Origin of the sequence: Rhodococcus sp. IEGM 1372 (genome assembly GCF_030056835.1) — a bacterium.
Classification (GTDB): Bacteria; Actinomycetota; Actinomycetes; order Mycobacteriales; family Mycobacteriaceae; genus Rhodococcoides.
In genome coordinates this window covers 414450-439767 of record NZ_JASHKS010000001.1, presented here as the reverse complement: position 1 = coordinate 439767, position 25318 = coordinate 414450, and the positions used below count along the sequence as shown (strand labels likewise).

The window sequence follows — 25318 nt, the reverse complement described above, 5'->3', positions numbered from 1 at the left end:
ACGACTCACTCTGCGGCGACGGTCACCGACCGTGAGGCCGACGTGAGCACCGTATCGGTACCACTGTCGGAGTCGATCACTGCCGTCAGCACGGCGACGAACTCGGTGATGAAGCGGTGGACGTTGGTCGACGCGACATCCGAGCTGGGGAATCGCGCGGAGATGTTGAGCCCTTGGAGCGTCCGGTTGACCCAGAAGTAGACCTCGTCCTCGGCGTGGCAGTTGCTCCGCAGAGCCCGACCCTTGCGGTCCTGCCACTGCTCGGCGTCCGGGAGGAATCGAAGATCGATGTAGGACACCACGAATCGAGGAATTTCCGTCGACTCGAGGATCTGGGCGATCTTGGAGTACGGCATCCGTGCCAACCCCTTGTTCGCCGCGCCTGCAGTTGCTGCAGCCGCGACTGCCTCCCCGAAGGTGCGAGCGTCGCCGAGCTCGATCTCCATGGGCAGAATCCCGACGTACCACCCCACCGCCGCGGCCCACTTCTGTTCGTCTCTGGTGTGCATCGGCATCACGGTGCGTAACGTCGTGCGACCGGACAGGCGGACGTTCGTCAGCGCCAGCGCGGCCAGTATTCCGGCCTGCATGTTGTACCCGGCGTTACGGCATGCAGCGTTGAAGGCATCCGACTGCTCGGACGTCAGCAGCCAGGACGAGATGCTGCTCTGTGCGGCCGGGCCGGTGAGCGACCGGTCGACCGACACCGGAAGGGGAAATGCGGGAAAGCGTCCGTCCTCCACGGCAAGGAAGTCCTGCCAGGTGCGCACGGCGCTGTGGTCACCGGTCAGTGTCTCGCCGAGAGCCCTCTCGGACTGGCTGAAGTCCACATAGCTGCCGACCTCGGGCAACTGGGGGTCGATGCCTTCGAGGGCGTGCGCGCAGAGCCTGTCGATCTCGTTGATGGCGTAGATCTGGCTGTATGCGTCCATCACCGAGTGGTCGGCGGCGAACGCGAGCAGAAACGACTCACCCGGCCCGTTCGAGAGAGCGCGTGATGCGTCGTCCGGCTCGATGGTCGCGAGGACGAAGTGCGGCCACGCCGTCGGGGAGACGGTGTCGCCGAACCAGGAGTGCAGATGGCTGAAGACCTGAGTCTCGGTCCGGGGTTCGGTGTGGGCCCGGTCGGTCACCTGCACTGCATCCGTGGGTGCGGTGTAGCGCAGCCAGGAACCGGATTCCTCGTCGCGCCTGACCTTGGTCCGAAATGCCTCGTGCCGACCCATGTACGCGGTGATGGTTGCGCGCACTGCCTCGACGTCGTAGCGGCGATGAATCTCGAACACCGTGCCGATCCACGAGCCCGGAGCGCTGCGCTCGCAATGGTCCTGGTGCGTGTAGGACAGACCGCGGGGGTCCGGTTCCCAACGGTCGTCGTCGACGCGGGGGACCCACTCGGTGAGGCGACCGGCGGGGAGGGGGTAGTCGGCGAGTTCGGTGTATTCCATGGGAGTCCTCTTCCGTTCCGGGCTCGGTCAGCGGTGCGCGGCGTTGGTTCGGTATTGCACGTTCGATTACGGTCGAGTCGATCGTGTAAACCCGTCGGCGATGATCGGGCAGCCGACCGGTCGTTTTATCCGATTGCTGTTGGATTGCTGCTTTCCGCATTGAAAGAACAACGTCGTTGCCGTCGACCCGAAGTGAGTTCAGAGAACACGATAGGGCGAAAGCGAAATTATTTCGCAGCGCGAGAAAGTAATACTTCTCACTGTCGAGCGTCTTGACTCGCCGGTCGCCGATCGGGAGTCGAGGGAGCGTCCGATTGTCGTATCTTTTGAACGAATCACTGACTTTGCTGGTCAGCGTGATGATAGTTCACAATCGAAGTGTGGTGCAAACTGTCGTGCGACCCGAAACACGACCCACGCCACCGAATGGATCGAACATGGTCCGGGACACATTCGGGACGCCTTTTTCGTGCACCTATTGCCGAATGTGAATGCATTGGTGTGGCGAATTGACACCACTACCCCTGCTTCGTGGATGTAGTAGGTTCGGCGCGTGACTCGAATTGGATTTGCCGATCACCTATTCTTGCGAATGCATCACGGCATCGGATATCCCGTCTACAACCAGTTCTTGTGGTGGTTCGACGAAACCGTCCAGCGAGTGGACCTGGAAAAACTACGCGACAACCTGTCCGACGGTCTGCTCGCGCGCCGAGTGGTCTCGTCGACGGTGCCTACTGCCCGCGCTCGATGGGTGGCCTCGAACGTCTCCCATTCATTGGATTTTCACCCACACTTCATCGAATCGACCGAAGTGTCGGCCTGGGCCGACGGTTGCATCGATGACGACATCGATCCCGAGACCGGTCTCGGTTGGCGACTGGCGGCAGCTCCTCTGGCCGACGGGGGGACGGTGCTCTCGTTGGTCGCTTCGCACATGGTCGCCGACGGCGGCGCTCTGATCGCCGCGTTCGCGGCTGCGAACGCCCCGTCCGTGCACCCTCGGTCGGTTCCGACCGAGGACGGAATCGCGGCCATCGGCTCGGACCTGCGAGACGCCGTGGGGCAGGTGCGGTCCGTAGCCGGCTGGTTGGTGAACACCGCTGCGTCCGCGCTACCGATTCCCACCCGATCCGGTCCGGACGTCGTTGTCCCGCGCTCGCAGCCGACTCGTTCGCAGCCGACGGCCGGTGCCGTGGATGCAGACTGGGTATCGCCTCGCGCGGTGGCAGAGGTGGACGCAGGTACTTGGACAGCGGCTGCCCAGCAATGGGGTGGCACGTCCAATTCACTGTTCATCGCCGTTCTGACGGCAGCCTCGGGGCAGGCCGGGCGAGCCTCGATCGGAGACTCGGTGCAATGGTCTTTGCCGGTCAGCGATCGCACCGTCGACGACACTCGCTCCAATGCCACCAAGATCGTCAAGATCGAGGTCCCCGTCACCGACGCGGCCGACCGCGATCTGTCGACGATTCGGAAAATCAGCAAGGCGGCGTTCACCGCTTTCGCCGCGAGGCAGGCTGCCGGTCTACCACCCGCAGGCATCTCGCAGGCCCTCGTGCAGATGCTGCCCGACGCCGTGGTCGCGCGTGTTCCGCAACCGCGTGACGGTGCGGAAGGCCTGGCGTCGAACCTGGGTGCTCTGCCCGAGGTCTTCACCACAGTGGCCGGTATCGAAGCTCGTGCCGTATCGGGCAGGGCGACCTTTGCGGGTGCCGACGCCGCGTTCGCGCGATCGTTGGACGGTGGGCTGACGGCCTGGCTGTGCGAGACGGGCGCGAGCGTCACCGTGACGGTCCACGCCATGGATCCCGATCGATTCGTCGATGACCGGGCACTGCGTGACCATCTGGCGGAGGCGCTGGGTCGCTGGGAGTTGACTGCGCGATTCTGGTGAGTGCGTCAGCGGTTCCGCGCTGCCGCCTCGGTGATGTCGGCAGCTGCGGCCACTGCAGTTGCAGTCGGGGCGACTGACTCGGCGAGTCGGCGTGCCGCCTGCCTGGCGCGTTCGGTGGTGATATCGGTAATGCCCTGCTGGAGAACGGATTCGGTCAAGGTCGAGAATTTCGTGCTGGTGCCGGCTCCGATCCTGCGCAGCGCGGCTCCCCAGAACGGCTGATCGGCGCTGAACCAGCAGACGAGTGTCGGCAGGCCGGCCCGCGCCGTCGCAGCCGTCGTGCCTGCGCCACCGTGGTGGACCGCAGCCACGCATCGCGGCAGGATGCTCGCGTGATCGACCGACTCGACGATCATGATGTTCGAATTCGATTGGACAGCAGCAGAATCGGCACCGATCAGGTCGCTCCAGCCGGCACAGACGAGAGCGCGAACGCCCAGCCTTCGGGTCACGTTCTCGATCATGCGCAACAGCGCCGCGGGATCGGGGACGGGCATGCTGCCGAAGCCGAAGTACACCGGCGCGGAGCCTGCCTGCAGCCATTCTTCCAACGCGGGATCGGAGTCGACGCGAGCGCTGCTCAGCCCCAGGAATCCGACGAACGGGCGGTGTGAGCCCCACTGTTCTGCGAGCCCGGGGAACAGCGCCGACTCGTACGCCTGAATCTCCACTCCGCCGTAGCGTTCGGACCGAACAGGCAGCGAATGACGCGTCGGTGCCAGACCCAGGGACTTCCTCTGCGCGTTCTCGCGGGCCTTCATGGATTTCCAGCGCATCGACTCCGCCAGCGCCCACATCGACCGGTTGACGTATCCCGGTAATGCGATGCCCGGGGTCACGGGCACGACGTCGTTGCGCCGGAGCGGGCAATAGTGCAGTGCCACAAAAGCATTGCCTGTGTGCTCCGCCATGTTGAACGCCATCTCCTGCCCCAGCGAACCGGTGACGATCGCGTGGCAGCCCTGGGCCATCCGTTCGAGTTCGACCGTCATCTGATCCCAGCCGTAATTGGCCAGTTCCGCGAGTGCCGCCATCTTGGTCCGCGGGTTACGCGACTTGATCCGCACCCTGATCAACTCCGACTCCAGCAGTCGCTGGGTGTCCGGCCCGAACGAGACCACGCCGATTCGTTCGGACTCAGCCGTTTTCGCGCGAGCGAAGTCCATGAGGTTCGGTGGTGCGCCGAACACCACGTCGTGTCCGCGATCCGCGAGTTCGACGCCGAGCGCAAGACCGGGCGTCACGTCACCGCGACTGCCGTTGAATGGCATCACGAACTTCATAGGGTCACTCGCAGTCGCGTCGGCGTGGAAAACGTCCTCAACCTATCAGTCCCGCCCGCCGCAGTTCGGATCGGAAAACATATGGCGGGAAACACATTTGCGGCCCACCTGCGTCCGCGCTCGCGCAGCGATAGTCTCGCGGGGTGGAAAGACTGACGTACGACGACGACCTGTTCCTCCGGATGGAATGCGTTCTCGGGGTACCGGTGGTGAACCAGATCGTCTGGCGGTTCGACCGCGCCGTCGCTCCGGACGCGCTGCGATCGATGTGGCGAATGCTCGCCGAAGGCCCGATCGATCGATCCGTTCGACGGGCCCGGGTGCCCGGAGCCCGTGACAGCTGGACCGCAGCGCGTCGACCCGCCGATCCGGTGGTGATCGGGCCACCGATCGCCCGTGCGGCGGTCGACAGGTGGATCGAGGACGAGGCCGCCGTGGCGTTGGATCCGATCGGGGGACCGGCGTGGCGATTGTCGGCCACCTCGGTGGAAGAAGGCGGCACGGTCGTGTCGTTGGTCGGCTCTCACGTCGTCGGCGACGGCGGGGCACTCACCTCCGCAGCCGCGGCCGCGCTGGCCGGACATGCCGTCCCCGACGATTTTCTGCGCGTCGGCCTCGATGACGGTCCCCTGTCCGCGACGGCGATCTCCCGTGCCGATCTCTCCGATGGTCTCGGCCGTGTCGGTGCAGCGCTCTCGGGTGCGGCACGAGCGCTCGGCCGCACCGCGGTGGCGGCGGTACGGGCACGGTCCACGGCGTCCGCCGACGCGAGCGCAGGAACACCGGAGGGCACCGGTGCCGACCGTCCGCGTGCGATCGTCGCCCCTGCCGAGGGCGCGTGGACGCCGAGCACCGTCGTCGTCGATTGTCTGTCTGCGGAGTGGTCTGCCGCCGCGGCGAACAAAGGCGGCAGTTCCAACAGCCTCCTGGTCGCGGTGGTGCTCGGGATACTGACCGGCAGCGGCCGAGTCTCGACCGAGGACCGGGTACGCGTCGCCCTCCCGGTCAGTACCAGGACCACGGGTGATCGGCGTGCCAACGCGACGTCCGGCGTCTCGATCCACGTCGAGCCGGGAGGGGCGTACCTCGACGATCTCGGAGCAATTCGAGCGGCGAGCAAAAACGCCTTCAGAACCCAGGCCGATCGCACGGTCACCACGACGTTCGAGCTCCTCAAACCGCTGATGCAGTTGCTGCCCGACGCGATCGTGGCCAAACTCGCCGCGTCGGGCTCGGCCCCGCTGTGTCTGTGCTCGAATCTCGGTGCCAGAGGCGTCGCACTGCGGACCATCGGTGGTCTGGACGCCACCGCGGTGGCGATGAGGTCCATCACGCAGAACACCGACGTGGCCCTACTGCGCCGCACGGGCGGTGGCGTCAGCGCCTGGTGGAACGAATCGGGCGAACGCGCCACCCTGTGCGTCACCGGGCTCGATCCGGACAGCTTTCCCAGCAAGGAGCACCTGAGAGGGCTCGTCGAGGTGGAGTTCGATCGATGGGGCCTGACGCCCGAGTTCTGGTGACCTCGAGACAAGTCACAATGGCGGGCAAGGACGGATTTTCGACCGGATCGCCGGTGAGGCTATGCTTTCCGACTGTTCGAGTGTTCGAGCAGGTGTGAGAAAGGGGAGCGATCCATGGCAGTGGTCGTGTTGTTCGGGTCCGAGACCGGTACGGCCGAGGAGGTCGCCGACAAGATTGCGGACGTGCTCAGCGATCATGACGCCGAGGTACGCGACATGCTCGAGTACGAGGTGTCCGACATCGACACCGACGACTTCCACGTGGTCATCTGCTCCACCTACGGAGACGGAGAGCTCCCCACCGGTGCAGAACCCTTCTTCGATGCGCTCGTCGAGGATGCGCCGGACCTCGCGGGACTGCAGTTCGCGGTGTTCGGTCTGGGCGACCGGGTCTACGAGGACACCTTCAACCGCGGCGGCGAGATCATCGCCGAGAAGCTCACCGAGCTCGGCGGCAAGCAGGTCGGTACTCATGCTCGGCACGACAGCTCGTCGAACATCAAGCCGAAGACCATGGCCGAGGAGTGGGCTCGCGAATTGATCGATCTTCTGCCCTGACGGCAGGACTCGGCTCCGTCCGGCCCAGCGGTCGGCGGAGCCGGACGGTCAGGCCGGGGCGCTGCCCCACAGTGCGGCCAGGGACGTACCCACACGAATGAGCAGTGTTCGCACCAGCGGTAGGCCGATGCCGATCACCGACGACGGATCGCCCTCGATGCGGTCGACGAACCAGCCGCCGAGCCCGTCCAACGTGAACGCCCCGGCCACCGACAACGGTTCACCCGAGTCGAGGTAGGCCTCTAAGTCCACCGAGGACGGCGTCGAGAAATGTACGACGGTCGAACTGTGCGCTGCAGCCTGCGCCACGACCACTCCGTCGGTCACCCGGAGCACAGCGTGGCCGGTCAGCAAGTCGCCGCTGTTGCCCGCCATCGACTGCCATCTCGTGCGCGCCACCTCGACCGAATGTGGCTTACCGTGCAGCTCCCCGCCGATGGCCAACATCGAATCGCAGCCGACGATCACCAGATCGTCGCTCGAATCCGAGAACGTCTCGGCCACCGCGGCGGCCTTGGCTCGGGCCAGTTCCGTGACCACCGTTTCCGGAGACACCGACGGCCCGAGCGCTGCTGTCAACGCATCCTCGTCGACACCCGACACCCGGACGATCGGCTCCACCCCGGCACCGCGCAGCACGGACAAACGCGCAGGCGACGCCGACGCCAGGACCAGACGAACAGGCCCCGGCGCATCGACGGACGACCGCATCGTCACCGTGGGTAGCGGCCCGACGCGGCATACGAATACGCCGACTGAGGTGCGAATCGGCGATGCAGCAACTCCGGTGAACCCCACAGCTCACGAGGACGAGAATCGCCCGTCGACTCGGATCCGCCCTGGGCAGCCGTCAGAACCGTCACCAGAGCGGCGATTTCCTCGTCGCTCGGATTGCCCTTCACCACCCGAACAGCCGCAGGGGACGGGGAAACCACCTCGCTCGGATTCGCTGCGTCATGATTCGCTTCGTCGCTCGCTGCGTCATGATTCGCTTCGTTCATAGTGGGATGTTTCCGTGTTTCTTGGGTGGGAGGGTGACTTGTTTGCGTTCGAGTAGTCGTAGTGCGGTGACGATCTGGCCGCGGGTGTGGCTGGGGGGTATGACGGCGTCGAGGTAGCCGCGTTCGGCGGCGATGTAGGGGTTGACGAGGGTGTCTTCGTATTCCTGCTGCAACCTCAGGCGCAGGGCGTCGACATCTTCTCCGTTCTTGGCGGCTTCGAGCAACTGTTTGCGGTAGACGAACCCGACGGCACCGGAGGCTCCCATGACGGCGATCTGCGCGGTCGGCCAGGCGAGGTTGACGTCGGCTCCCATGTGCTTGGAACCCATCACGTCGTAGGCGCCGCCGTACGCTTTGCGGGTGATGACGGTGATCTTGCCGACGGTCGCTTCGCCGTAGGCGTAGAGCAGTTTCGCGCCGCGTCGGATGATGCCGTTGTATTCCTGCCCGGTGCCGGGCAGGAACCCGGGAACATCGACCAGGGTGATGATCGGGACGTTGAAGCAGTCGCAGGTGCGGACGAAGCGGGCTGCTTTCTCGGAAGCATCGATGTCCAACGTTCCGGCGAACTGGGTGGGTTGGTTGGCCACGATCCCCACCGATCGGCCGTCGATGCGCCCGAACCCGACGATGATGTTGCGGGCCCGGCCTTGTTGGACTTCGAGGAATTCGTCGTCGTCGAGGATCCGGGTGATGACCTCGTGCATGTCGTACGGGGTGTTCGGTGAGTCGGGGATCAGGGTGTCGAGTTCGAGGTCCTCGGCGGTCAGATTGTCTTCGATGGACCCGGCGATCGGGTCCGAGGGTGCGGTGCGGGGGGCGTCGGCGCGATTGTTGCTCGGTAGGTAGGACAGGAGGTCGCGGACGTAGTCGAGGGCGTCCTGTTCTCCGGATGCGACGTAGTGCGCGACACCGGATTTCTCCATGTGGGTGTGCGCGCCACCGAGTTCTTCCATGGTGACGTTCTCGCCGGTGACGGTTTTGATGACGTCGGGTCCGGTGACGAACATCTGGGAGGTGCCGTCGACCATGACCACGAAGTCGGTCAGTGCCGGGGAGTAGACGTGCCCGCCGGCGGCGGGTCCCATGATCACCGAGATCTGGGGGATGACCCCGGAGGCGCGGACGTTGCGGTGGAAGATCTCGCCGTACAACCCGAGGGAGACGACACCTTCCTGGATGCGGGCTCCGGCACCTTCGTTGATCCCGACCAGGGGCCGTCCGGTTTTGACGGCCAGGTCCATGACCTTGACGATCTTCTCGCCGTAGATTTCGCCCAGGGAGCCGCCGAAGACGGTTGCGTCCTGGGAGAACACGCACACATCGCGGCCGTCGACGGTGCCGTAGCCGGTGACGACACCGTCACCGAAGGGCCGGTTGTCCCCGAGCCCGAAGTTCTGGGAGCGGTGCCGGGCGAGGGCGTCGAGTTCGACGAACGAGCCCTCGTCGAGCAACGCGGTGATCCGTTCGCGGGCGGTGAGCTTGCCTTTGGCGTGGACCTTGTCCACCGCTGCCTCACCGGACGGAATCTCCGCAACCGCGAGACGTTTACGAAGATCGGCCAATTTACCCGCAGTGGTATGGATATCGGGGGCTTCGGCCGACCCGTGTGCAGTGGAATCCTGGACGCTGGTCATGGGGAACCACTTTAACTGCGAGTGTGATCTGCGCCCCGACCGAGGGTGGTTGCCGACAGGCCGTCGGCCTGACGGCGAGCCCATATGCTGGTGCGCATGTGGACAAACCTCGATCGGCCACCACTGGACGTCCGCGCGCTTCGCCGGGCACTGGTGGACGGCCCGCAGGCCTCGTGGTCCCGGCTGGACGTGGTGGCGGAGACCGGTTCGACCAATGCCGACCTGATCGCGGGGGTTGCCAACTACGCAGACCGGACGGCATTGATCGCCGAACACCAGGACAGCGGACGTGGCAGGCATGCGCGACCGTTCTCCGGCGCGCCTCGGTCGCAGATCCTCGTGTCGATGCTGCTGAAGTTCCCGGGAATCGATCCCGCCGTGCTCGGGTGGGTGTCGCTCATGACCGGAATCGCTCTGGTCGACGCGTTGCGCACGGTCGGTGAAGTGGATGCTCGGCTGAAATGGCCCAACGACGTCCTCATCGGAGGCAAGAAGGTCTCGGGCATCCTGGCCGAGGTCGCCGCGCACGGACCGTCGCCCACTGTCGTGATCGGGCTCGGGGTGAACGTGACGATGACCGTCGACGAGTTGCCGGTACCCACGGCGACGTCATTGGCGCTGGAGGGGGCCGCGGTTCTCGACCGCGACACGTTGGTTCGGGCGATTCTGCGGGGGATGGCCGCCGAGGTGGACTCGTGGCGGGACTCGAACTGGAACACCGACGCCCTCGCCCACCGGTACAGGGAGAGGTGCGGCACGATCGGGCAGCGTGTGCGAGTCGATCTGCCCGGCGGCGACGAGAAGGTCGGAACCGCGGTCGACGTCGACGAGCACGGCCGGATCGTGATCGAGGTCGAGCACCCCGGGTCCGATCACCCGTCGGTGCTGGCCGTGGCCGCCGGTGATGTCACTCATCTGCGACCTCTCGCGTGAGACCATATCGACTCGACGGAAGTCGTAGCGAGTAGTCAGGAGTGCACGTGGGTTATCCACAGGACGCGTTGGCCGACGAGGAAGAGCTCCTGCTTCATCATCACCCCCACTGGAAGATGCTCGTCCTGCCGTCGGTCACGTTCGTTCTCGTCACGGGCCTGGCAGGCGTCGGGTTGGGGGCCGCGAGTGCACGCCTCGAATCGACCGCTGCGAACGCCGCCATGATCGCTACCGCGGTGCTGTGGGCGGCGATCGTCGTGTGGCGGTGCCTGGTGCCGCTGATCAGCTGGAAGTGCACGCATTTCATCGTCACCGATCGACGAGTGTTGATCAGACAAGGCGTGCTCACCCACTCCGGCATCGACATTCCGATGAGTCGAATCAGCAATGTGCAGTTTCGACACGGACTGATCGACCGGATGTTGCGGACCGGCACGCTGATCATCGCCTCGGCATCGGACGACCCACTCGAGTTCGACGACATTCCGCACGTACAACGCGTCCATTCGCTGCTCTACCAGCAAGTATTCGACTCGATGGAGTACCGTCGCGAACCCTTGCACGGCCGGGAAGCGGCGTTCGAGCCGACGCCCGAGGATTCGGCCGGCGAGTCCAAGCCCGGTTGGCGAGCCGGTAGACGCAGGTAACACAGGCTGTTCTCACCTTCGAACCGTAGGGTGACCGATGTGACCGACGTGCTGCTTGCCGAAGACGACGAAGCCATTGCTGCACCCCTGTCCCGAGCGCTCGGGCGCGAGGGCTACACGGTGACCGTCGAACAGACCGGCCCCGCCACCCTTCAGCGTGCGCTGGACGGAAAATTCGACCTGTTGATACTCGACCTCGGCCTGCCGGGGATGGACGGCCTCGAAGTGTGTCGGCAGGTGCGTGCCAACCGATCCGAGGTTGCCGTACTCATGCTCACCGCACGCACCGACGAGGTCGACTTCGTGGTCGGTCTCGACGCCGGGGCCGACGACTACGTCGGTAAGCCCTTCCGGCTCGCCGAGCTGATGGCCCGCGTACGTGCGTTGCTCCGCCGCCGTGGTGCCGGGGAGGATTCCCCGATCGAGGTCGGTGCGATTCGTCTCGAACCCGCTGCCCGACGCGTCCTGGTCGGTGGCACCGAAATATCTCTCGCCAACAAGGAATACGAGCTGCTCAAGGTCCTGCTCGACCATGCGGGCCAGGTCGTCTCTCGCGAAGTGATCCTGCGTGAGGTCTGGGGCGATGCAGAGTTGCGCGGATCGAAGACTCTGGACATGCACATGTCCTGGCTGCGTCGCAAGATCGGCGACGAAGGGCCGGTGGCCGAGCGTCGCATCGCCACGGTGCGCGGCGTCGGCTTCCGTATCAACAGCGACTAGCGGTCGATGCGGCGTCGAATTCTGGTCTCGATTCTCGCTGTCGTCGTCATGACGGCGTTGCTGCTCGGTTTGCCCCTGATGTACACCGCGTGGTTGTGGGTGGAGGATTTCACCCGCAACGACCTGCAGGCACGCCTGGATCGAATGGCGGCGGAGATCATCTCGCAGGAAGGGTCTGCGGGGCTGATCGAGGGTCAACTCGACATCGGCTCGCTCCGGTTGGCGATCCCGCAGGGCGGCCGGCTCGTGGTCATCTATCCGACTCCGGAGGATGCCGCCTCGCGCGCGGACATCGGGCAGTCGTCCGTGCCTCGCCCGCTGGTGGAATCGCTGTCGATGGGTACCTCGGGTTCGCTTCGCCTCGAAGTGCCGTCCGACGACATGCGGTCCCTTCAGCGCCAAGCGCTGGGAGCGGTGACGCTCGTCGTTCTCGCATCTGCGATGGCAGGCACCGTCGTGGCCGTCGTGACGGCCAAGCGCCTGGCCGACCCGCTGCAGGATGTGGCGCGGCGAGCTGCTCGCCTGGCCGAAGGCGACTTCAGGCCGGATCCACGACGGCACGGCATCGCCGAACTCGATCGGGTCTCGGAGGTTCTGGACTCGGCCACCGTCGAGATCGCCGGACGGCTGCAGCGTGAGCACACGTTGGTTGCCGATGTCTCGCATCAGCTTCGCAGTCGCCTGACCGCTGTCCGTCTACGCCTGGACGAAATTTCCACACACCCGGACCCGGCGGTGGTAGACGAGGCCAACGAGGCGATGGACCAGGTGGATCGGCTGACCCTTGCCATAGACGAGCTCGTTCGATCCTCTCGTAGTGACGGCGCGGCCGACGCGCACGAGGTCTCGGTCGTCGATGAGCTGACAGGAACCATCGTCGAATGGCAGCGAAACTTCGAGGACGTGGGTCGGCCCCTGGCGATCAAGGGCGACGCGGATCTGAAGGCCTCGGTGACCGGATCGCGCTTGCGCGAAGCGGTCTCGGTGCTGATCGACAATTCCCTGGTGCACGGAGAGGGAGCGTGCACGGTGGCGGTTCGAGCCGTCTCGGCCGTCGAGAGCACGGAGGGACGCCGCGAGAGACTGGTCTGCGTCGAGGTCTCGGACGAGGGGCCAGGGGTGAACAACGAACTTGCTCCGCACATCTTCGACCGCGGATTCTCGGGAGCCGGTTCCACCGGTGTCGGGCTCGCACTGGCCCGGGCGTTGATCGAGGCGGACGGCGGCCGTCTGGAACTGCAGCGACGCCGCCCGGCACTCTTCTCGGTGTTCCTGCCTGCGTGGCGGGAACCGTCGCCTGCGGTGCCTCGGCGCGAACCACGCTGAGCATCTCAGGGGTGGTGCAACTCAGCGTTGGTGCATCTCAGGGTTGGTCGAGTGCGTCCGCTGCGTCGGTCGGATCCTCGTTGCGTTCGGCGTCCACTTCCAGGATCGTGCGCGCGTTGTCCTCGGGGAACGCGAAGCGGCGTAGTGCCCAGAACCGGAATGCCATCTGCAACAGGTTACCGATGATGTAGTTGAGGACGAAGTCGATGATGACCACGGTCGTCAGGGATTCGCTGGTGTCGCGAATGTCGAAGATGTTGTTCGCGATCCACAGTGGACCGGCTGCGATGAGCACGCCGATGCCGCTGATCGCGAAGAAGAGCAGCGCCTCGTGGTGCCGCTCGCGTCCACCACGATGCTTGAAGGCCCACTCGCGGTTGAGGAAGTAGCTGAGCAGGGTGGCGAGGACACCCGAGATGATCTTGGCGATCACCGGCTTCTGCTCGAGCACCGTCAGGCTGAGCGAATAGAAGATGACGAGGTCGAAGACCATCGTCGTGCCACCCACGATGGCGAACTTGATCAGCTCACTGTGCCGAATCGCGAGGTCCCGAAGGGGCGTGGGTAAGCGCTGGAGCACGCTTGCGATCGTCGGCACAACGGTGAAGTCTACGAAACACATTCCGGTTCCGCCGAACCGAGGCTCCGATCATCAGGGTTTCCACAGGTCCTCGCCGAGTCCGCCGTCTCGCCTGCGGCTGCCGGTTCGGACCGAATGCGTGCGACATGACACCATGGTGAGCCGTGACAGGTACCGAACCGCGCCCCACTGCTGCGCGCCCGTCGTCGACCGGAATGCCCGTGGTGACGATGATCGGCGGCGGTCAGCTCGCCCGCATGACTCATCAGTCCGCGATCGAACTCGGACAGACCCTTCGCGTTCTCGCCGCCGGTGCCGACGAGCCGGCAGCTCAGGTCAGCCCCGACGTCGTCTTCGGCCACCACGACGACCTCGATGCGCTGCGCACTGCCGCGACCGGTTCCAATGCGCTCACCTTCGACCACGAGCACGTGCCCACCGCGCACCTGGAGACTCTCGTGGCAGAAGGGGTCAACGTACAACCTCCGCCGAGCGCGTTGATCTTCGCCCAGGACAAGCTGCGCATGCGTCGCAAGCTCGCCGAACTGGGCGCGCCCGGTCCCGCCTACGCGGAGGTCTCGTGGGCGCAGGACGCGATCGCGTTCGGCGACGAGCACGGTTGGCCGGTGGTACTCAAGGCAGTGCGCGGCGGCTACGACGGACGCGGAGTCTGGATGCCCGCAGACGCCGAGGAAGCCGAGGAGATCGTCACCGCACAACTCGACCTGGGTGTACCGCTCATGGTGGAGGAGAAGGTGGCCATGCGCCGTGAGCTGTCGGCGATGGTGGCACGATCGCCGTTCGGCCAGGGAGCCGCGTGGCCCGTGGTGCAGACAGTGCAGCGCAACGGCCAGTGCGCCGTGGTGCTGGCACCGGCTCCCGACCTCGACGAGGACGTGGCCACGTTCGCAGGCAGGCTTGCCCTCGACATCGCAGGTGCGCTCGGCGTGGTCGGAGATCTCGCGGTCGAACTGTTCGAGACCACCTCCGGCAAGCTCCTGGTCAACGAACTGGCCATGCGACCCCACAACTCCGGGCACTGGACCATGGACGGGTGCCGCACCTCGCAGTTCGAGCAGCACCTGCGTGCGGTACTCGACTACCCGCTCGGTGACACCGATCCACTCGCTCCGCTGACGGTCATGGCCAACATTCTGGGCGCGCCGCAGGCCCCCGAGATGACGATGGACGAGCGGCTGCATCACCTGTTCGCCCGCATGCCCGATGCGAAGGTGCATCTGTACGGCAAGGGCGAGCGCAAGGATCGCAAGATCGGACACGTGAACATCCTGGGCGCGCAGTCGGGTTCGCTCGCCGACCCCGCCTACGTGGCCTCGGTGCGCGAGCGAGCCGAGCGCGCAGCGCACTGGATGTCGCACGCCGAATGGACCGACGGATGGGACCCGCACGATGACTGACAACACGATCGACTCAGGCCCTGCAGTCGGCCTGATCATGGGCAGCGACTCCGACTGGCCGACGATGGAAGCCGCGGCAGAAGCGCTCGCGGAGTTCGGAATTCGCTTCGAGGTAGGCGTCGTATCCGCGCACCGCACCCCGCAGCGCATGCTCGACTACGCCCGCGAGGCCGCAGGCCGCGGGATCCGCGTCATCATCGCCGGGGCCGGGGGAGCGGCCCACCTGCCCGGCATGGTCGCGTCGGCCACACCGTTGCCGGTCATCGGCGTGCCGGTGCCGCTGAAGTACCTCGACGGTATGGACTCGCTGCTCTCGATCGTTCAGATGCCCGCCGGAGTCCCCGTGGCCACGGTCTCCATCGGCGGTGCACGCAATGCAGGGTTGCTCGCGGTCCGGATTCTCGGTGCCTCCGATCCGGCTCTGCAAGAACGGATGTCCGCGTTCCAGGCCTCACTCGAGGCCATGGTGCTCGAGAAGGACAAAGCTCTGCGCACCACTCTGCTCGGGTGAGCGCAGCCGTGTCACGAAGCGAGCAGATCCGGCGCGCCGGTCGCGGTAGTCGGCAGTCCATGTTCGTGACGCGGCTGGCGCTGTTCTATGCCCGACTCTGGCGCGGCACGGCGCGTTTCGACGACGAATTCTCCCTGTTCGTGTGCACCGGTCTGCGTGGCGGATTCGGCCGCGGCGGAACGACATTCGGCGGTGCCTACCTGACGAAGGGCAACACCGCCCGTCGGGTACTGCGACACGAGGCGGTCCATGCAGACCAATGGGCGAACTTCGGGCTCAGCTTCCCGTTCCGCTACCTCGCCGAAGAAGCGCGACATCGGGGCCCGGCGAACAAGTACGAGATCGAGGCCGGACTCGCCGACGGCGGCTACCGTCAGCCCGGCTGAGCAAGATTGCCGGTGACCTTCTCGGTCTCGGCGCGCCGCTGCGACTTCTCCTCGTCCGGATGTGCCACCTGAACCAGCGACGCCCCCACGACGAGTACCGAGATCAGCCCGTCGATCAGCTCGTCGGCTGTGGTCCAGGACGCGCTGGACATGACCCGATCCGAGGCCGTCCAGGCCCGTGCGTCGGCTCGCTCACGAGCGGCAGCGAGCACTTCGTCCACCGAACGTCCGTCCAGCGCCGCGGCTGCGCTCTCGGAACCCGCGCTCCCGGAACCCGCGACCCTGAACTGATCGCCGTGCACCCGCACCGACGTCGCGTAATCGGTCATCCCGATCGGCAGATCGGGGACCGCCTTGCCGAAGGCGTCGAGCGAGAAGGCCAGCACTTCGTCTGTGTCGGGAGCCTCGTCGAGCCGATCACCCGACACCATCGCGACGTCCGCGGAGTCGTCGGCCCCGAGGATCACCTCGCCGCCTGCCCACCAGATTCCCAGCAGTGCCGCAGCGGTCTGCCAGTGCGCGGGCAACAGCACACTCACCCTGCCACCCACCTCGAAGCCGAACTCGTCGCGCAACAGATTGGCGGTCTTGGCCGCCCAGTTCGCGAGGGTCACCGCCGACACCTCGACCCGCTCCCCGGTCGCGTCGTCGTAGAACGTGATGCGCGGACCGGCCGGATCGGCGGCGAGAATCGGGTCGAGCAGGGTCTGAGTCAGATTCGAAGCCACCCCACGACCCTAGATGACGCTCGACAACTCCGATTCACACGCTCTGAGCGAACGCCGATCAGTTGACGCACATCGGACCGACGGAACCGGCGTCGATCGGGGCCGCCGGTGCCTCGGGAACCGCCGTACCCGACTCGGGAGCAACGGTTTCCGCCGTCGCAGCCTGACCCGAGCCCGGCCCCGCGTAGTCGTTCGCGAGGACCACCCGAACTGTATCCGCCGACAGGGTGTCGTCCGCGGTGATCTGCAGTCCGCCGAGCGCTGCGGAGACGGCGCGCGCGGCATCGCTGTCCACATCGGAAGCCTGGATGCGGCTCGCCGAGATCGACGCGCCCTCGTAGTTTCCGATGGTGCCGTCGACGTACCCCAACGCCGTCAACGAACCGGCGACACCGTTGGCCAGGCCGTCGATACCGCTGTCGTTCGCGACGTCGACGGTCACCGTCGACGGATCGACAGCCGGTGCGTCCGAATCCTCGGCGTTGGTCTCCGCCGAGTTACCGTCGGCGAGCAGGCCTGCGACGTACTTCTGCACCGCAGCGGGATCGACCTGCACGATCGATTCGCCGTAGTCGGTGGTCGCATTGATGTCGACTGCCGGGATCGTCTCGAACTTGACCTTGCCGCCGGCGAGATCCTGCAGGCGCGTGGCGAACTGCAGAATGTCCCAGTCGGAATCGAGAGTCACCGATCGCTGCACCGCGGTGCTGAGTTGGCCCAGTTTGCCGGGGTTGCTCAGCGTCTTGGCGCTGAGCACACTCCGCACGAGCGAGGCCATGAACACCTGCTGGCGCACGATGCGGTCCAGATCCCCGCGCGGAAGATCGTGCCGCTGTCGGACGAAACTCAGAGCCTGCGAACCGGAGAGATTCTGCTCGCCCGCGGGGAAGTTCGCACCCGACAGTGGTTCTTGCACAGGGTTGTTCAGGCACACCTCGACACCGCCGACGGCATCGGTCAGCAGCACGAAGCCGAGCAGCCCCACCTCGGCATAGTGATCGACGGTGATCCCGGTGAGGTTGGCGACCGAATCGATGAGCGCCTCGCGGCCGGCCTCGGTGGCCTGGGATTCGGCGTCGGCGTCCGTCACTCCTTGCTCGACCAATTCGAGTCGCTTGTTCTCCTTGGTCGCGCCGTACGCGGCGTTGATCTTGGACATGCCGATACCGGGTACCTCGACGTACGAGTCCCGCGGAACGGAAATCGCGGTGGCCGACGAACCGTCGTTCGGAACGCGGATCAACACGATCGTGTCGGTGTTGGACGCCACCTCTTCGCCGGCATTGAGGGATGCGAGTTCTGCGGGGGACAACGCATTGCCGTGGGCATCGGTACGACTGTCCGTGCCGACCATCAGAATGTCGACGGCGCCGTCGGCGGCTCCGCCGAGACCGAGACCACCCGCGGTGGCGATATTGGAGCGCAGGCTGTCGACACTGCGCCACGCGAAACCGGTCACCAGCAGGACGAGAATCGAGAACACTGCGACCGCGACGTGGGTTGCAGGCCATCGGGTGCTGCCGACGCGAGGGCCCCTGCCGTCGGATCCGGGTCGCTCGACGCCACCGCGAGGGCTTCGCCGATCGGGACGACGCGATCTGGTCGCGCGTTCGCTGGGAGCGCCATGTCTGCGTTCTCCGGTGCGGCGTTCTCCGCGGTGTTCGTCGTCGACGTATCGGTGGGCGGCGCCCTCGCGCTCGCTGGAGCGTCCCGAGGTGCGCGCTCGGGGATCGTCGGATCGCCGGGGAGCGCTCCGCCTCGGCGGGGGAGTGCACTCACCTCCGGGCGTGCCTGGATCTCGTGGCACCGTGACGACCCTCTCTCGTTTCCGGCCGGCCTGAAACCCGCCTACTTCGTTGTTCTCCCCCCGCCGTTCGAAGGTTACTTGTCACCGGTCGCTGCCTCGCCGAAGCGAACGCGGCGTGCCACACTTGGCAACCGTGAATGCGATCGTGGTGACCGGTGCACACGGCCAGTTGGGCCGCCGAGTGATGTCTCTGGCCGCCGAACGAGGTGACGGAGTCGAGGTGGTCGGATATTCGTCCGCCGACCTGGACATCACCGACCCCGACGCCGTGAACGCCGCGGTGAGCGCGGGGGCAACGGTGATCAACTGCGCTGCCTACACCGCCGTCGACGCCGCCGAGACCGACGAGGACCGGGCGTCGGCGGTCAACGCGGACGGCCCTCGAAATCTCGCGCGCGCCTGCGGGCGTGTCGGAGCCCGGTTGATCCACGTCTCCACCGATTATGTGTTCGACGGCACAGCAACCGAACCGTACGAGGTCGATGCGAAGACCGCACCGCAGTCGGCGTACGGACGCACCAAGCTCGCAGGCGAGCTCGCTGTGCACGAGGAGCTGCCCGAGGCCGTGGTCGTGCGGACCGCCTGGGTTTACGACAACACGGGCAAGAATTTCGTGACCACGATGCGCCGACTCGAAGGCGAGCGCGAAACGATCTCCGTGGTGAACGATCAGATCGGTTCGCCCACGTTCGCCCTGGATCTGGCGTCGGGCCTGCTCGAGATCGAAGCCGACCCTGCTGTGCGCGGACGAACGCTGCACTTCACCAATGCGGGGCAGGCCAGCTGGTTCGACCTCGCACGCGCGGTGTTCGCGGGGATCGGTGCCGATCCCGAGCGAGTCGAGCCGTGCTCGAGCGCCGAATACGCGGTTCCGGCCCCTCGGCCCGCGTACTCGGTGCTCTCACCGACGGCGTGGGTCGATGCCGGTCTGACCCCGGCGCGGCCGTGGTCGGATGCGTTGACAGCAGCCTTGACGCAGTCGACATGAGGGTTCGACGCGAGATCGGGCTAGTCTTGCCCGCGTGAGTTCCGAGCTGGCCGTGGTGACGGTGACCTATTCACCCGGCGAATACCTTGACCAGTTCCTGACGTCTCTACGTGAGGCGACGACGCGGCCCCTTCGGGTGATCATGGCGGACAACGGCTCGGTCGACGGCGCGCCCGAGGCAGCGGAGGTCGCGTTCGAGGAAGCGGAGTTGCTGCTAACCGGTGCGAACATCGGCTACGGCGCAGCGGTCAATCGCGCGGTGGCCGAGATCGACCCCGACATCGAGTTCGTCGTCGTGGCCAATCCGGACGTGCGGTGGCATCCCGGATCGCTCGACGGTCTGCTCGACGCAGCGGCGCGGTGGCCGCGGGCGGGTGCCCTCGGACCGCTCATTCGCGAGCCCGACGGCTCGCGGTACCCGTCGGCACGGTCGGTACCCGATCTCACGTCCGGTGCGGGACACGCGGTGCTCGGCAAGCTCTGGCCGACGAACCCGTGGACTCGGCGGTATCGCCAGGAGAACGAGACCGTCAGCGAGCGTCCGGTGGGGTGGCTGTCGGGATCCTGTCTGCTGCTGCGGCGTTCGGCGTTCGATTCCATCGGCGGATTCGACTCGCGCTACTTCATGTACATGGAGGACGTGGATCTCGGCGACCGGCTGGGCAGAGCGGGCTGGCACAACGTCTACGTTCCCGACGTCGAGGTGACCCACTCGAAAGGCCATGCGGCAGGACGGCATCCGGAAGTGATGTTGCCCGCACATCACACCAGTGCGTACCGCTTCCAGGCCGATCGACACGACCGAACGTGGCAGGCTCCCTTACGATGGGCACTGCGTGGCGGTCTCGGTCTTCGTTCGAAGATCGTTGTGGCCTCGGCGCTTCGGGCGCGAGCAGTTGACGGACGAGAATCGGACGAGAGAACAGAGGCTGGACATGCCGGATAGTCCCACATCGGTCGCCGCACGTACCGACGCAGTCATCCTGGTCGGCGGCAAGGGAACTCGGCTCCGGCCGCTGACACTCTCGGCACCCAAGCCGATGCTCCCCACCGCAGGGCTGCCGTTCCTCACGCACCTGCTGGCGCGCATCAAGGCCGCGGGTATCGAGCACGTCGTCCTCGGAACGTCGTTCAAAGCCGAAGTGTTCGAGCAGCATTTCGGTGACGGATCCTCGATGGGCATCGACCTCGAGTACGTCTTCGAGACCGAGCCGCTGGGTACCGGTGGCGGCATCAGGAACGTACTTCCGCGCCTGCGCGCGGACAACGTCATGGTCTTCAACGGCGACGTCCTGGGCGGCACCGATCTGACCGCGGTCCTCGACACGCACCGGAACACCGATGCCGATGTCACGTTGCACCTGGTTCGTGTCGGCGACCCGCGCGCGTTCGGCTGCGTGCCGACCGACGAATCCGGCCGAGTGACAGCGTTTCTCGAAAAGACGCAGGATCCGCCGACCGATCAGATCAACGCCGGGTGCTACGTCTTCAAGCGCGAGATCATCGAATCCATTCCGGCCGGCCGTCCGGTGTCGGTGGAGCGAGAAGTGTTCCCGGCCTTGCTCGCCGAGGGCAAGAAGGTCTACGGACACGTCGACAGTGCGTACTGGCGCGACATGGGAACACCCGAGGACTTCGTCAAGGGCTCGGCCGATCTGGTTCGCGGCATCGCGCCGTCGCCTGCGCTGCACGGGGACCGCGGCGAATCGCTTGTACATCCGAGCGCGGGAGTGGCACCGGGCGCACTGCTGATCGGTGGAACCGTCGTCGGACGCGGCGCCGAGATCGGAGCGGGTGCCCGCCTCGACGGAGCCGTCGTGTTCGACGGTGCCGTCGTCGAAGCGGGTGCCGTCGTCGAGCGATCGATTCTCGGCTTCGGTGCTCGTATCGGACCCCGTGCACTGGTGCGCGACGCGGTCATCGGCGACGGTGCCGACATCGGGGCCCGCTGCGAGTTGCTCCGCGGAGCGCGCGTGTGGCCCGGCGTCAAGTTGCCCGACGGTGGAGTCCGCTTCTCCACCGACGTCTGACCCAGGCGGTCCCTACCGACGACGCGCGGCGAGCGACACGAGGTGGTCGATCGTCTCGCGCTCCGCGTCGTCGGGCAGAGCATCGACCGGCCACCAGCGCAGATCCGTCGATTCCTCGCTGCGGACTGCTCGCGCTCCGTCCGGGGCCCGGACCAGGAACCTCAGGTCGAGGTGCCGCGTCGGCTTACCGAGCGAGCAGGTGATCGGATGTGTGTGCGCGGAGAGCATGATCGGGTCGACCGTCAGATCGGCGATCCCGGATTCCTCGGTGGCCTCCCGTAGCGCTGCGTCGACAACCGTCTCGTCCGACGGTTCGCAGTGCCCGCCGAGCTGAATCCACCGACCGACCTTCGGATGCAGGGTCAGCAGCACATGGGTACCCGACGTGTCGAGCACCAACGAGGACGCGGTGAAATGGCCGGCCTCGTTGGCCCGCAGGCAGGCGTCCGGGCTGCTGTCGAGAAACGCCAGCATCGTGTGCCGGAGCGATTCGTCGTTCGAATCGGACGGTGCCCATCGATCGAGCGATGCTTCGACCGAACTCCACAGAGTCGAATGAGGCGGCGTCGACGCCGACACGTCAGAGCTCCACCAGTGACGACCCGGGAACCACCGGATCCCGAACGGTCAGCGATTCGCTGGGATGCCCGATTGCGATGGCTCCCATGGCTTTCCAATCCGCGCGCAGGCCGAGTTCGGCGCGCACGGTATCGGCGGCGAAGATGGTGGAACCGATCCAGCAGCTGCCCAGTTCACGCACCGCGAGGGCGACGAGCAACCCCTGCACGGCCGCACCGACAGCCACGGTGAACATCGTGTCCTCCGCGGTTCGACGCCTCTCGTCGGGGTACGAGTGCGCACCGTCGGGCACGCAGAACGGGATCACGATTTCCGGGGCGTCGAACAAGATGTCGCCGCGGCTCAATCTCGCGGCGATCCGCTCCTCGCTCAGCCCGTCGCCGGCCAGGTCGGCTCGCCATTGCTCACGCATCGTCTCGAGCAGTCGACGCCGGACAGCAGGGGTTCTGACCCAGACGAATCGAACCGGACGGGTGTGGTGCGGGGCCGGGGCGGTGAGGGCATCGGCAACGGCCGCACGAACGGCGTCGGGATCGACCGGTTCGTCGGTGAACGAGCGCACCGAGCGCCGGCGCAGCAGCGCCTCGCGTCGACCGCGATCGAGTGCCTCGGCGGTACCGAGCCAGAACAGGTCGTCCTCGCCGCCGCGCAGAAGCGTCGCCGCGGTGGAACCGTCGTCGACTGGGGTCAGTCCGCGCACGACCGCGATCGGAACTCCGCCGAGCTTTCCCTTCACCAGATCGCCTGCGGCCGCGAGCTCGTCGGCGATCGCGACCTCGGTGACCACGAGTTCGTTTCCCTGACCGTCCTCGGCTCCGGCATACGCATGCACGACGCCCAGGCCCGCCGCACCGATGGCGGCGTCGGTCTGGCCGATCCGCCACGCCCGTCCCATCGTGTCGGTGACGACCACGGCGACCGTCACGCCCAGTAGCGCGCCGAGCGCAGTGCGGAGCGCGGCGGCACTGGCGTCGGGGTTCTCGGGCAGCAGTGCCAGTTCGCCTCCGTCGACGTTGGAGCCGTCGATTCCCGACGCGGCCTGCACGATGCCGAGTCGGTTCTCGGTGATGAGGGTTCGGCCCTTGCGTGCGACGATGCGCACGGCTTCCTGTTCCACGAGGACTCTGCGGGCGGCATCTCGCTCGTCCGCATCGCGAGGTGCCTGCACAAGACGGCCCTCGACCTTCGAGATGATCTTGCTGGTGACGATCAGTATGTCTCCGTCACGCAACCACGGCGCTCGGTCCGCAACGGTCGCGGCCAGATCGTCGCCCGGCCGGAACTCGGGGAGGCCGGTCACCGGCAGTATCTCGATCGAGCCGCCCGGAGCGTGATCCTCGGGTGTCGATCGGAGCGAGTCGGTATCGCGAGTGTCGGTCACAGGTCGAGTCCGGCTGCGCGCAGAGCGGTTCGGGCCATGACCGCAGTGGTCTCGGGGTCGGTCATCAGCAACGGAACCGACTGCACGTCCACCCCGTCGACGACCGCCGTATCGGTGGTGTGCACCAGCCATGCGTCGAGAATGCCGGTACCGCTTCGGCTTCCGTAGTGACGGCCCACCGCCTGCGCCGTGGTCTCCACTCCGATGACGGACAGGCACTCGTCGGCCATGCCGCGCAACGGCTTACCGTCGACGACGGGGGAGAGGCCGACCACCTTGGCGGCCGTCGTGCGAAGCGCCCCGCGGATACCCGGCACCGCGAGGATCGCACCGACGCTCACCACCGGGTTGGACGGAGCGAGGACGACGGCGTCGGCCTCGGCGATCGCCTCGACGACTCCCGGTGCCGGAGTTGCCTGTTCGGCTCCGATGTTGGCGAAGCTGTGGGTCGGGATCTGCGCGCGGTACCGAACCCACCACTCCTGGAAGTGAATTGCGCGCTGCTGGTCCCCGGTCGGGTCGTCCGGATCGGTGACGACGACGTGGGTCTCGGAGCGGTCGTCGGTGACGGGCAGGAGCCGAACTCCGGGTTGCCAACGGTTGCACAGCGCTTCGGTGACGGCGGACAGCGGAAAGCCGGTGCGCAGCATGCGACTGCGGATCAGGTGTGTGGCGATGTCACGGTCGCCGAGTCCGAACCAGTCGGGATCGGCACCGTAGGCCGCCAACTCGTCCCGAGCGTTCCAGGTCTCCGCGATGCGCCCCCAGCCTCGCTCGGTGTCGATTCCTCCGCCGAGGGTGTACATGCACGTGTCGAGATCCGGGCAGATGCGAAGACCGTGCATCCACACGTCGTCACCGACGTTGACCACGGCGGTGATCTCGTGCTCGGGCTCGTCGCCGAACAAGGTTTTCAGACCCTGCAGAAACCGAGCGCCACCGACGCCACCGACCAGAACAGTAACTTTCACAACACGCGAGCCTAATGGGGTTGCGGTGGTGCGGGGTGAGCGCCCACCCGTGGGCCGACGTCCGCGGGGACCGTTTGTGACCGGGAGAACCGATGCGACACGCACGGGACGGGCTTCGATCCGGGGAGAGCGCCGATTTCGGGCATGTGATGGTATTGGATTTGCGCGATCGGCTTGACCGCGACACACCTGGACGTGTCTAATCACAGGTATGTCATTCGGTGTTCGCAACACGAGTTCGATTGCAGCGAACCTGGTTTCGAACACTTGTTCCCTTCCTGTTCGTCCCTGACTGGACGTCGAGTAGAGGTCGAGAGTCGGATCGGCACGTTGGACCAGCTCGATCGAATATCGGCGCGGGGCAAGGTATTCGAGAACACGAGGACCGAAAGTATCTGCGCTACCACAGGTGAGGAGGCGGAAGCGATGTATGACCAGCACGTGACACGTGATCAGCGGGGCGGACCCACTGCACATCTCAGCGCTGTCGACGACGCGCCGCAAACCGAGTCCGGCATCGGCGCAGATTCGAGCGTCTCGATCGACGCGGGTTCTGCGTACGTCGGCCGAACGGACGAGTCCGACAACGACGTCGATGTCGTCGACGCCGAACTGGACTCGGACTCCGACACAGAACTCGATTCCGATTCCGACGTCGACTCGATGCCGTTCGTCGCCGAGTCGGTTCCCCCGGCCAAGCCGTTCCTCAGTCTCGTCGCGGGTTTCGACGAGATGTTCGAGGAGATCGAGGATCAGTGGCAAGAGCGCGCTCTGTGTGCGCAGACCGATCCCGAGGCCTTCTTCCCGGAGAAGGGTGGCTCCACCCGCGAGGCGAAGCGCATCTGCCTCGGCTGTGAGGTCAAGGACGAGTGCCTCGAGTACGCGCTCGCCAACGACGAGCGGTTCGGTATCTGGGGCGGGTTGTCCGAGCGCGAGCGTCGCAGGCTCAAGCGCGGAATCGGCTGA

General features: G+C 66.1%; 25 protein-coding genes. 14 read left to right on the top strand and 11 right to left on the bottom strand.

The window, feature by feature from the left end; genetic code table 11:
• Positions 1–5 precede the first annotated feature (5 nt).
• On the bottom strand, positions 6–1448 hold the full coding sequence (locus QM590_RS02090; protein WP_269593489.1) for a condensation domain-containing protein: 1443 nt from the start codon (positions 1446–1448) through the stop codon (positions 6–8).
• 592 nt (positions 1449–2040) lie between these two features.
• On the opposite strand from QM590_RS02090, the gene QM590_RS02085 reads away from it, so the two are divergent.
• A complete protein-coding gene (locus tag QM590_RS02085) occupies positions 2041–3345 on the top strand; it encodes a hypothetical protein (protein ID WP_269593490.1) in 1305 nt (434 codons plus the stop codon).
• Between the two features lie 5 nt (positions 3346–3350).
• On the opposite strand, the gene QM590_RS02080 is transcribed toward QM590_RS02085, so the two are convergent.
• Complete coding sequence (locus QM590_RS02080; RefSeq protein ID WP_269593491.1) at positions 3351–4616, bottom strand: glycosyltransferase; 1266 nt, start codon at positions 4614–4616, stop codon at positions 3351–3353.
• A gap of 155 nt (positions 4617–4771) precedes the next feature.
• Between QM590_RS02080 and QM590_RS02075 the strand changes: the two genes are divergently transcribed.
• Together QM590_RS02075 and QM590_RS02070 are read left to right on the top strand one after the other, a co-directional pair.
• Positions 4772–6151 (top strand): hypothetical protein, encoded by a 1380-nt coding sequence (locus QM590_RS02075; protein ID WP_149405432.1) that lies wholly within the window; start codon positions 4772–4774, stop codon positions 6149–6151.
• Positions 6152–6265: 114 nt separating this feature from the next.
• Complete coding sequence (locus tag QM590_RS02070) at positions 6266–6709, top strand: flavodoxin domain-containing protein (protein ID WP_068051234.1); 444 nt, start codon at positions 6266–6268, stop codon at positions 6707–6709.
• 48 nt (positions 6710–6757) lie between these two features.
• Here the strand turns inward: QM590_RS02070 and QM590_RS02065 are convergent, their stop codons facing one another.
• From QM590_RS02065 to QM590_RS02055, 3 genes are read right to left on the bottom strand one after another with little or no spacing between them, the layout of a single operon-like run.
• The gene (locus QM590_RS02065) at positions 6758–7420 is read right to left on the bottom strand and encodes a Maf family protein (protein ID WP_269593492.1); all 663 of its coding nucleotides are present in this window, start codon (positions 7418–7420) and stop codon (positions 6758–6760) included.
• Between the two features lie 2 nt (positions 7421–7422).
• Complete coding sequence (locus tag QM590_RS02060) at positions 7423–7710, bottom strand: acyl-CoA carboxylase subunit epsilon (protein WP_269593493.1); 288 nt, start codon at positions 7708–7710, stop codon at positions 7423–7425.
• Complete coding sequence (locus QM590_RS02055; RefSeq protein ID WP_269593494.1) at positions 7707–9347, bottom strand: acyl-CoA carboxylase subunit beta; 1641 nt, start codon at positions 9345–9347, stop codon at positions 7707–7709. Before QM590_RS02055 ends, QM590_RS02060 begins: the two co-directional genes overlap by 4 nt.
• A 96-nt stretch (positions 9348–9443) precedes the next feature.
• On the opposite strand from QM590_RS02055, the gene QM590_RS02050 reads away from it, so the two are divergent.
• From QM590_RS02050 to QM590_RS02035, 4 genes are read left to right on the top strand one after another with little or no spacing between them, the layout of a single operon-like run.
• Positions 9444–10280 (top strand): biotin--[acetyl-CoA-carboxylase] ligase, encoded by an 837-nt coding sequence (locus QM590_RS02050; RefSeq protein ID WP_094642499.1) that lies wholly within the window; start codon positions 9444–9446, stop codon positions 10278–10280.
• A gap of 47 nt (positions 10281–10327) precedes the next feature.
• Entirely contained in the window at positions 10328–10927 is a 600-nt protein-coding gene (locus QM590_RS02045) for a PH domain-containing protein (protein WP_269593495.1), read from the top strand.
• A 39-nt stretch (positions 10928–10966) separates the two neighbouring features.
• Positions 10967–11647 (top strand): response regulator transcription factor, encoded by a 681-nt coding sequence (locus QM590_RS02040; RefSeq protein ID WP_037190266.1) that lies wholly within the window; start codon positions 10967–10969, stop codon positions 11645–11647.
• Positions 11648–11653: 6 nt separating this feature from the next.
• Positions 11654–12973 (top strand): sensor histidine kinase, encoded by a 1320-nt coding sequence (locus tag QM590_RS02035; RefSeq protein WP_269593496.1) that lies wholly within the window; start codon positions 11654–11656, stop codon positions 12971–12973.
• 37 nt (positions 12974–13010) lie between these two features.
• On the opposite strand, the gene QM590_RS02030 is transcribed toward QM590_RS02035, so the two are convergent.
• Positions 13011–13571 carry a GtrA family protein gene (locus tag QM590_RS02030; RefSeq protein ID WP_269593497.1) on the bottom strand — a complete coding sequence of 187 codons (561 nt, stop codon included), beginning with the start codon at positions 13569–13571 and terminating at the stop codon, positions 13011–13013.
• A 197-nt stretch (positions 13572–13768) separates the two neighbouring features.
• Between QM590_RS02030 and QM590_RS02025 the strand changes: the two genes are divergently transcribed.
• The 3 genes from QM590_RS02025 to QM590_RS02015 are packed head-to-tail and all read left to right on the top strand — an operon-like array spanning position 13769 to position 15868.
• Positions 13769–14971, top strand: coding sequence for a 5-(carboxyamino)imidazole ribonucleotide synthase (locus QM590_RS02025; protein WP_411741274.1), 1203 nt, complete (start codon positions 13769–13771; stop codon positions 14969–14971).
• On the top strand, positions 14964–15482 hold the full coding sequence (gene purE / locus QM590_RS02020; RefSeq protein ID WP_269593499.1) for a 5-(carboxyamino)imidazole ribonucleotide mutase: 519 nt from the start codon (positions 14964–14966) through the stop codon (positions 15480–15482). The genes QM590_RS02025 and purE overlap by 8 nt, the downstream gene beginning before the upstream one ends.
• Positions 15479–15868, top strand: coding sequence for a hypothetical protein (locus QM590_RS02015; protein WP_269593500.1), 390 nt, complete (start codon positions 15479–15481; stop codon positions 15866–15868). Before purE ends, QM590_RS02015 begins: the two co-directional genes overlap by 4 nt.
• Here the strand turns inward: QM590_RS02015 and QM590_RS02010 are convergent.
• Positions 15856–16596, bottom strand: a complete 741-nt coding sequence (locus tag QM590_RS02010) for a TIGR03089 family protein (protein ID WP_269593502.1) — start codon at positions 16594–16596, stop codon at positions 15856–15858. The two genes, QM590_RS02015 and QM590_RS02010, sit on opposite strands and share 13 nt — an antisense overlap.
• 58 nt (positions 16597–16654) lie before the next feature.
• Entirely contained in the window at positions 16655–18079 is a 1425-nt protein-coding gene (locus QM590_RS02005; RefSeq protein ID WP_269593714.1) for an LCP family protein, read from the bottom strand.
• 457 nt (positions 18080–18536) lie between these two features.
• Here QM590_RS02005 and rfbD point away from each other — a divergent pair, with 457 nt between their 5' ends.
• From rfbD to manB, 3 genes are read left to right on the top strand one after another with little or no spacing between them, the layout of a single operon-like run.
• Entirely contained in the window at positions 18537–19391 is an 855-nt protein-coding gene (gene rfbD, locus QM590_RS02000) for a dTDP-4-dehydrorhamnose reductase (protein WP_269593503.1), read from the top strand.
• 34 nt (positions 19392–19425) lie between these two features.
• Positions 19426–20337, top strand: a complete 912-nt coding sequence (locus QM590_RS01995) for a glycosyltransferase family 2 protein (RefSeq protein ID WP_269593505.1) — start codon at positions 19426–19428, stop codon at positions 20335–20337.
• Complete coding sequence (manB, locus tag QM590_RS01990; protein ID WP_068045714.1) at positions 20327–21421, top strand: mannose-1-phosphate guanylyltransferase; 1095 nt, start codon at positions 20327–20329, stop codon at positions 21419–21421. The genes QM590_RS01995 and manB overlap by 11 nt, the downstream gene beginning before the upstream one ends.
• Before the next feature lie 12 nt (positions 21422–21433).
• Here the strand turns inward: manB and QM590_RS01985 are convergent, their stop codons facing one another.
• From QM590_RS01985 to cofD, 3 genes are all read right to left on the bottom strand, one after another.
• Positions 21434–21895 carry an NUDIX hydrolase gene (locus QM590_RS01985; RefSeq protein WP_269593715.1) on the bottom strand — a complete coding sequence of 154 codons (462 nt, stop codon included), beginning with the start codon at positions 21893–21895 and terminating at the stop codon, positions 21434–21436.
• Between the two features lie 106 nt (positions 21896–22001).
• Positions 22002–23381, bottom strand: a complete 1380-nt coding sequence (locus QM590_RS01980; protein ID WP_269593506.1) for a coenzyme F420-0:L-glutamate ligase — start codon at positions 23379–23381, stop codon at positions 22002–22004.
• Positions 23378–24352 carry a 2-phospho-L-lactate transferase gene (cofD, locus tag QM590_RS01975; RefSeq protein ID WP_269593507.1) on the bottom strand — a complete coding sequence of 325 codons (975 nt, stop codon included), beginning with the start codon at positions 24350–24352 and terminating at the stop codon, positions 23378–23380. The genes QM590_RS01980 and cofD overlap by 4 nt, the downstream gene beginning before the upstream one ends.
• 732 nt (positions 24353–25084) lie before the next feature.
• Between cofD and QM590_RS01970 the strand changes: the two genes are divergently transcribed.
• Positions 25085–25318 (top strand): WhiB family transcriptional regulator, encoded by a 234-nt coding sequence (locus QM590_RS01970; RefSeq protein WP_027496498.1) that lies wholly within the window; start codon positions 25085–25087, stop codon positions 25316–25318.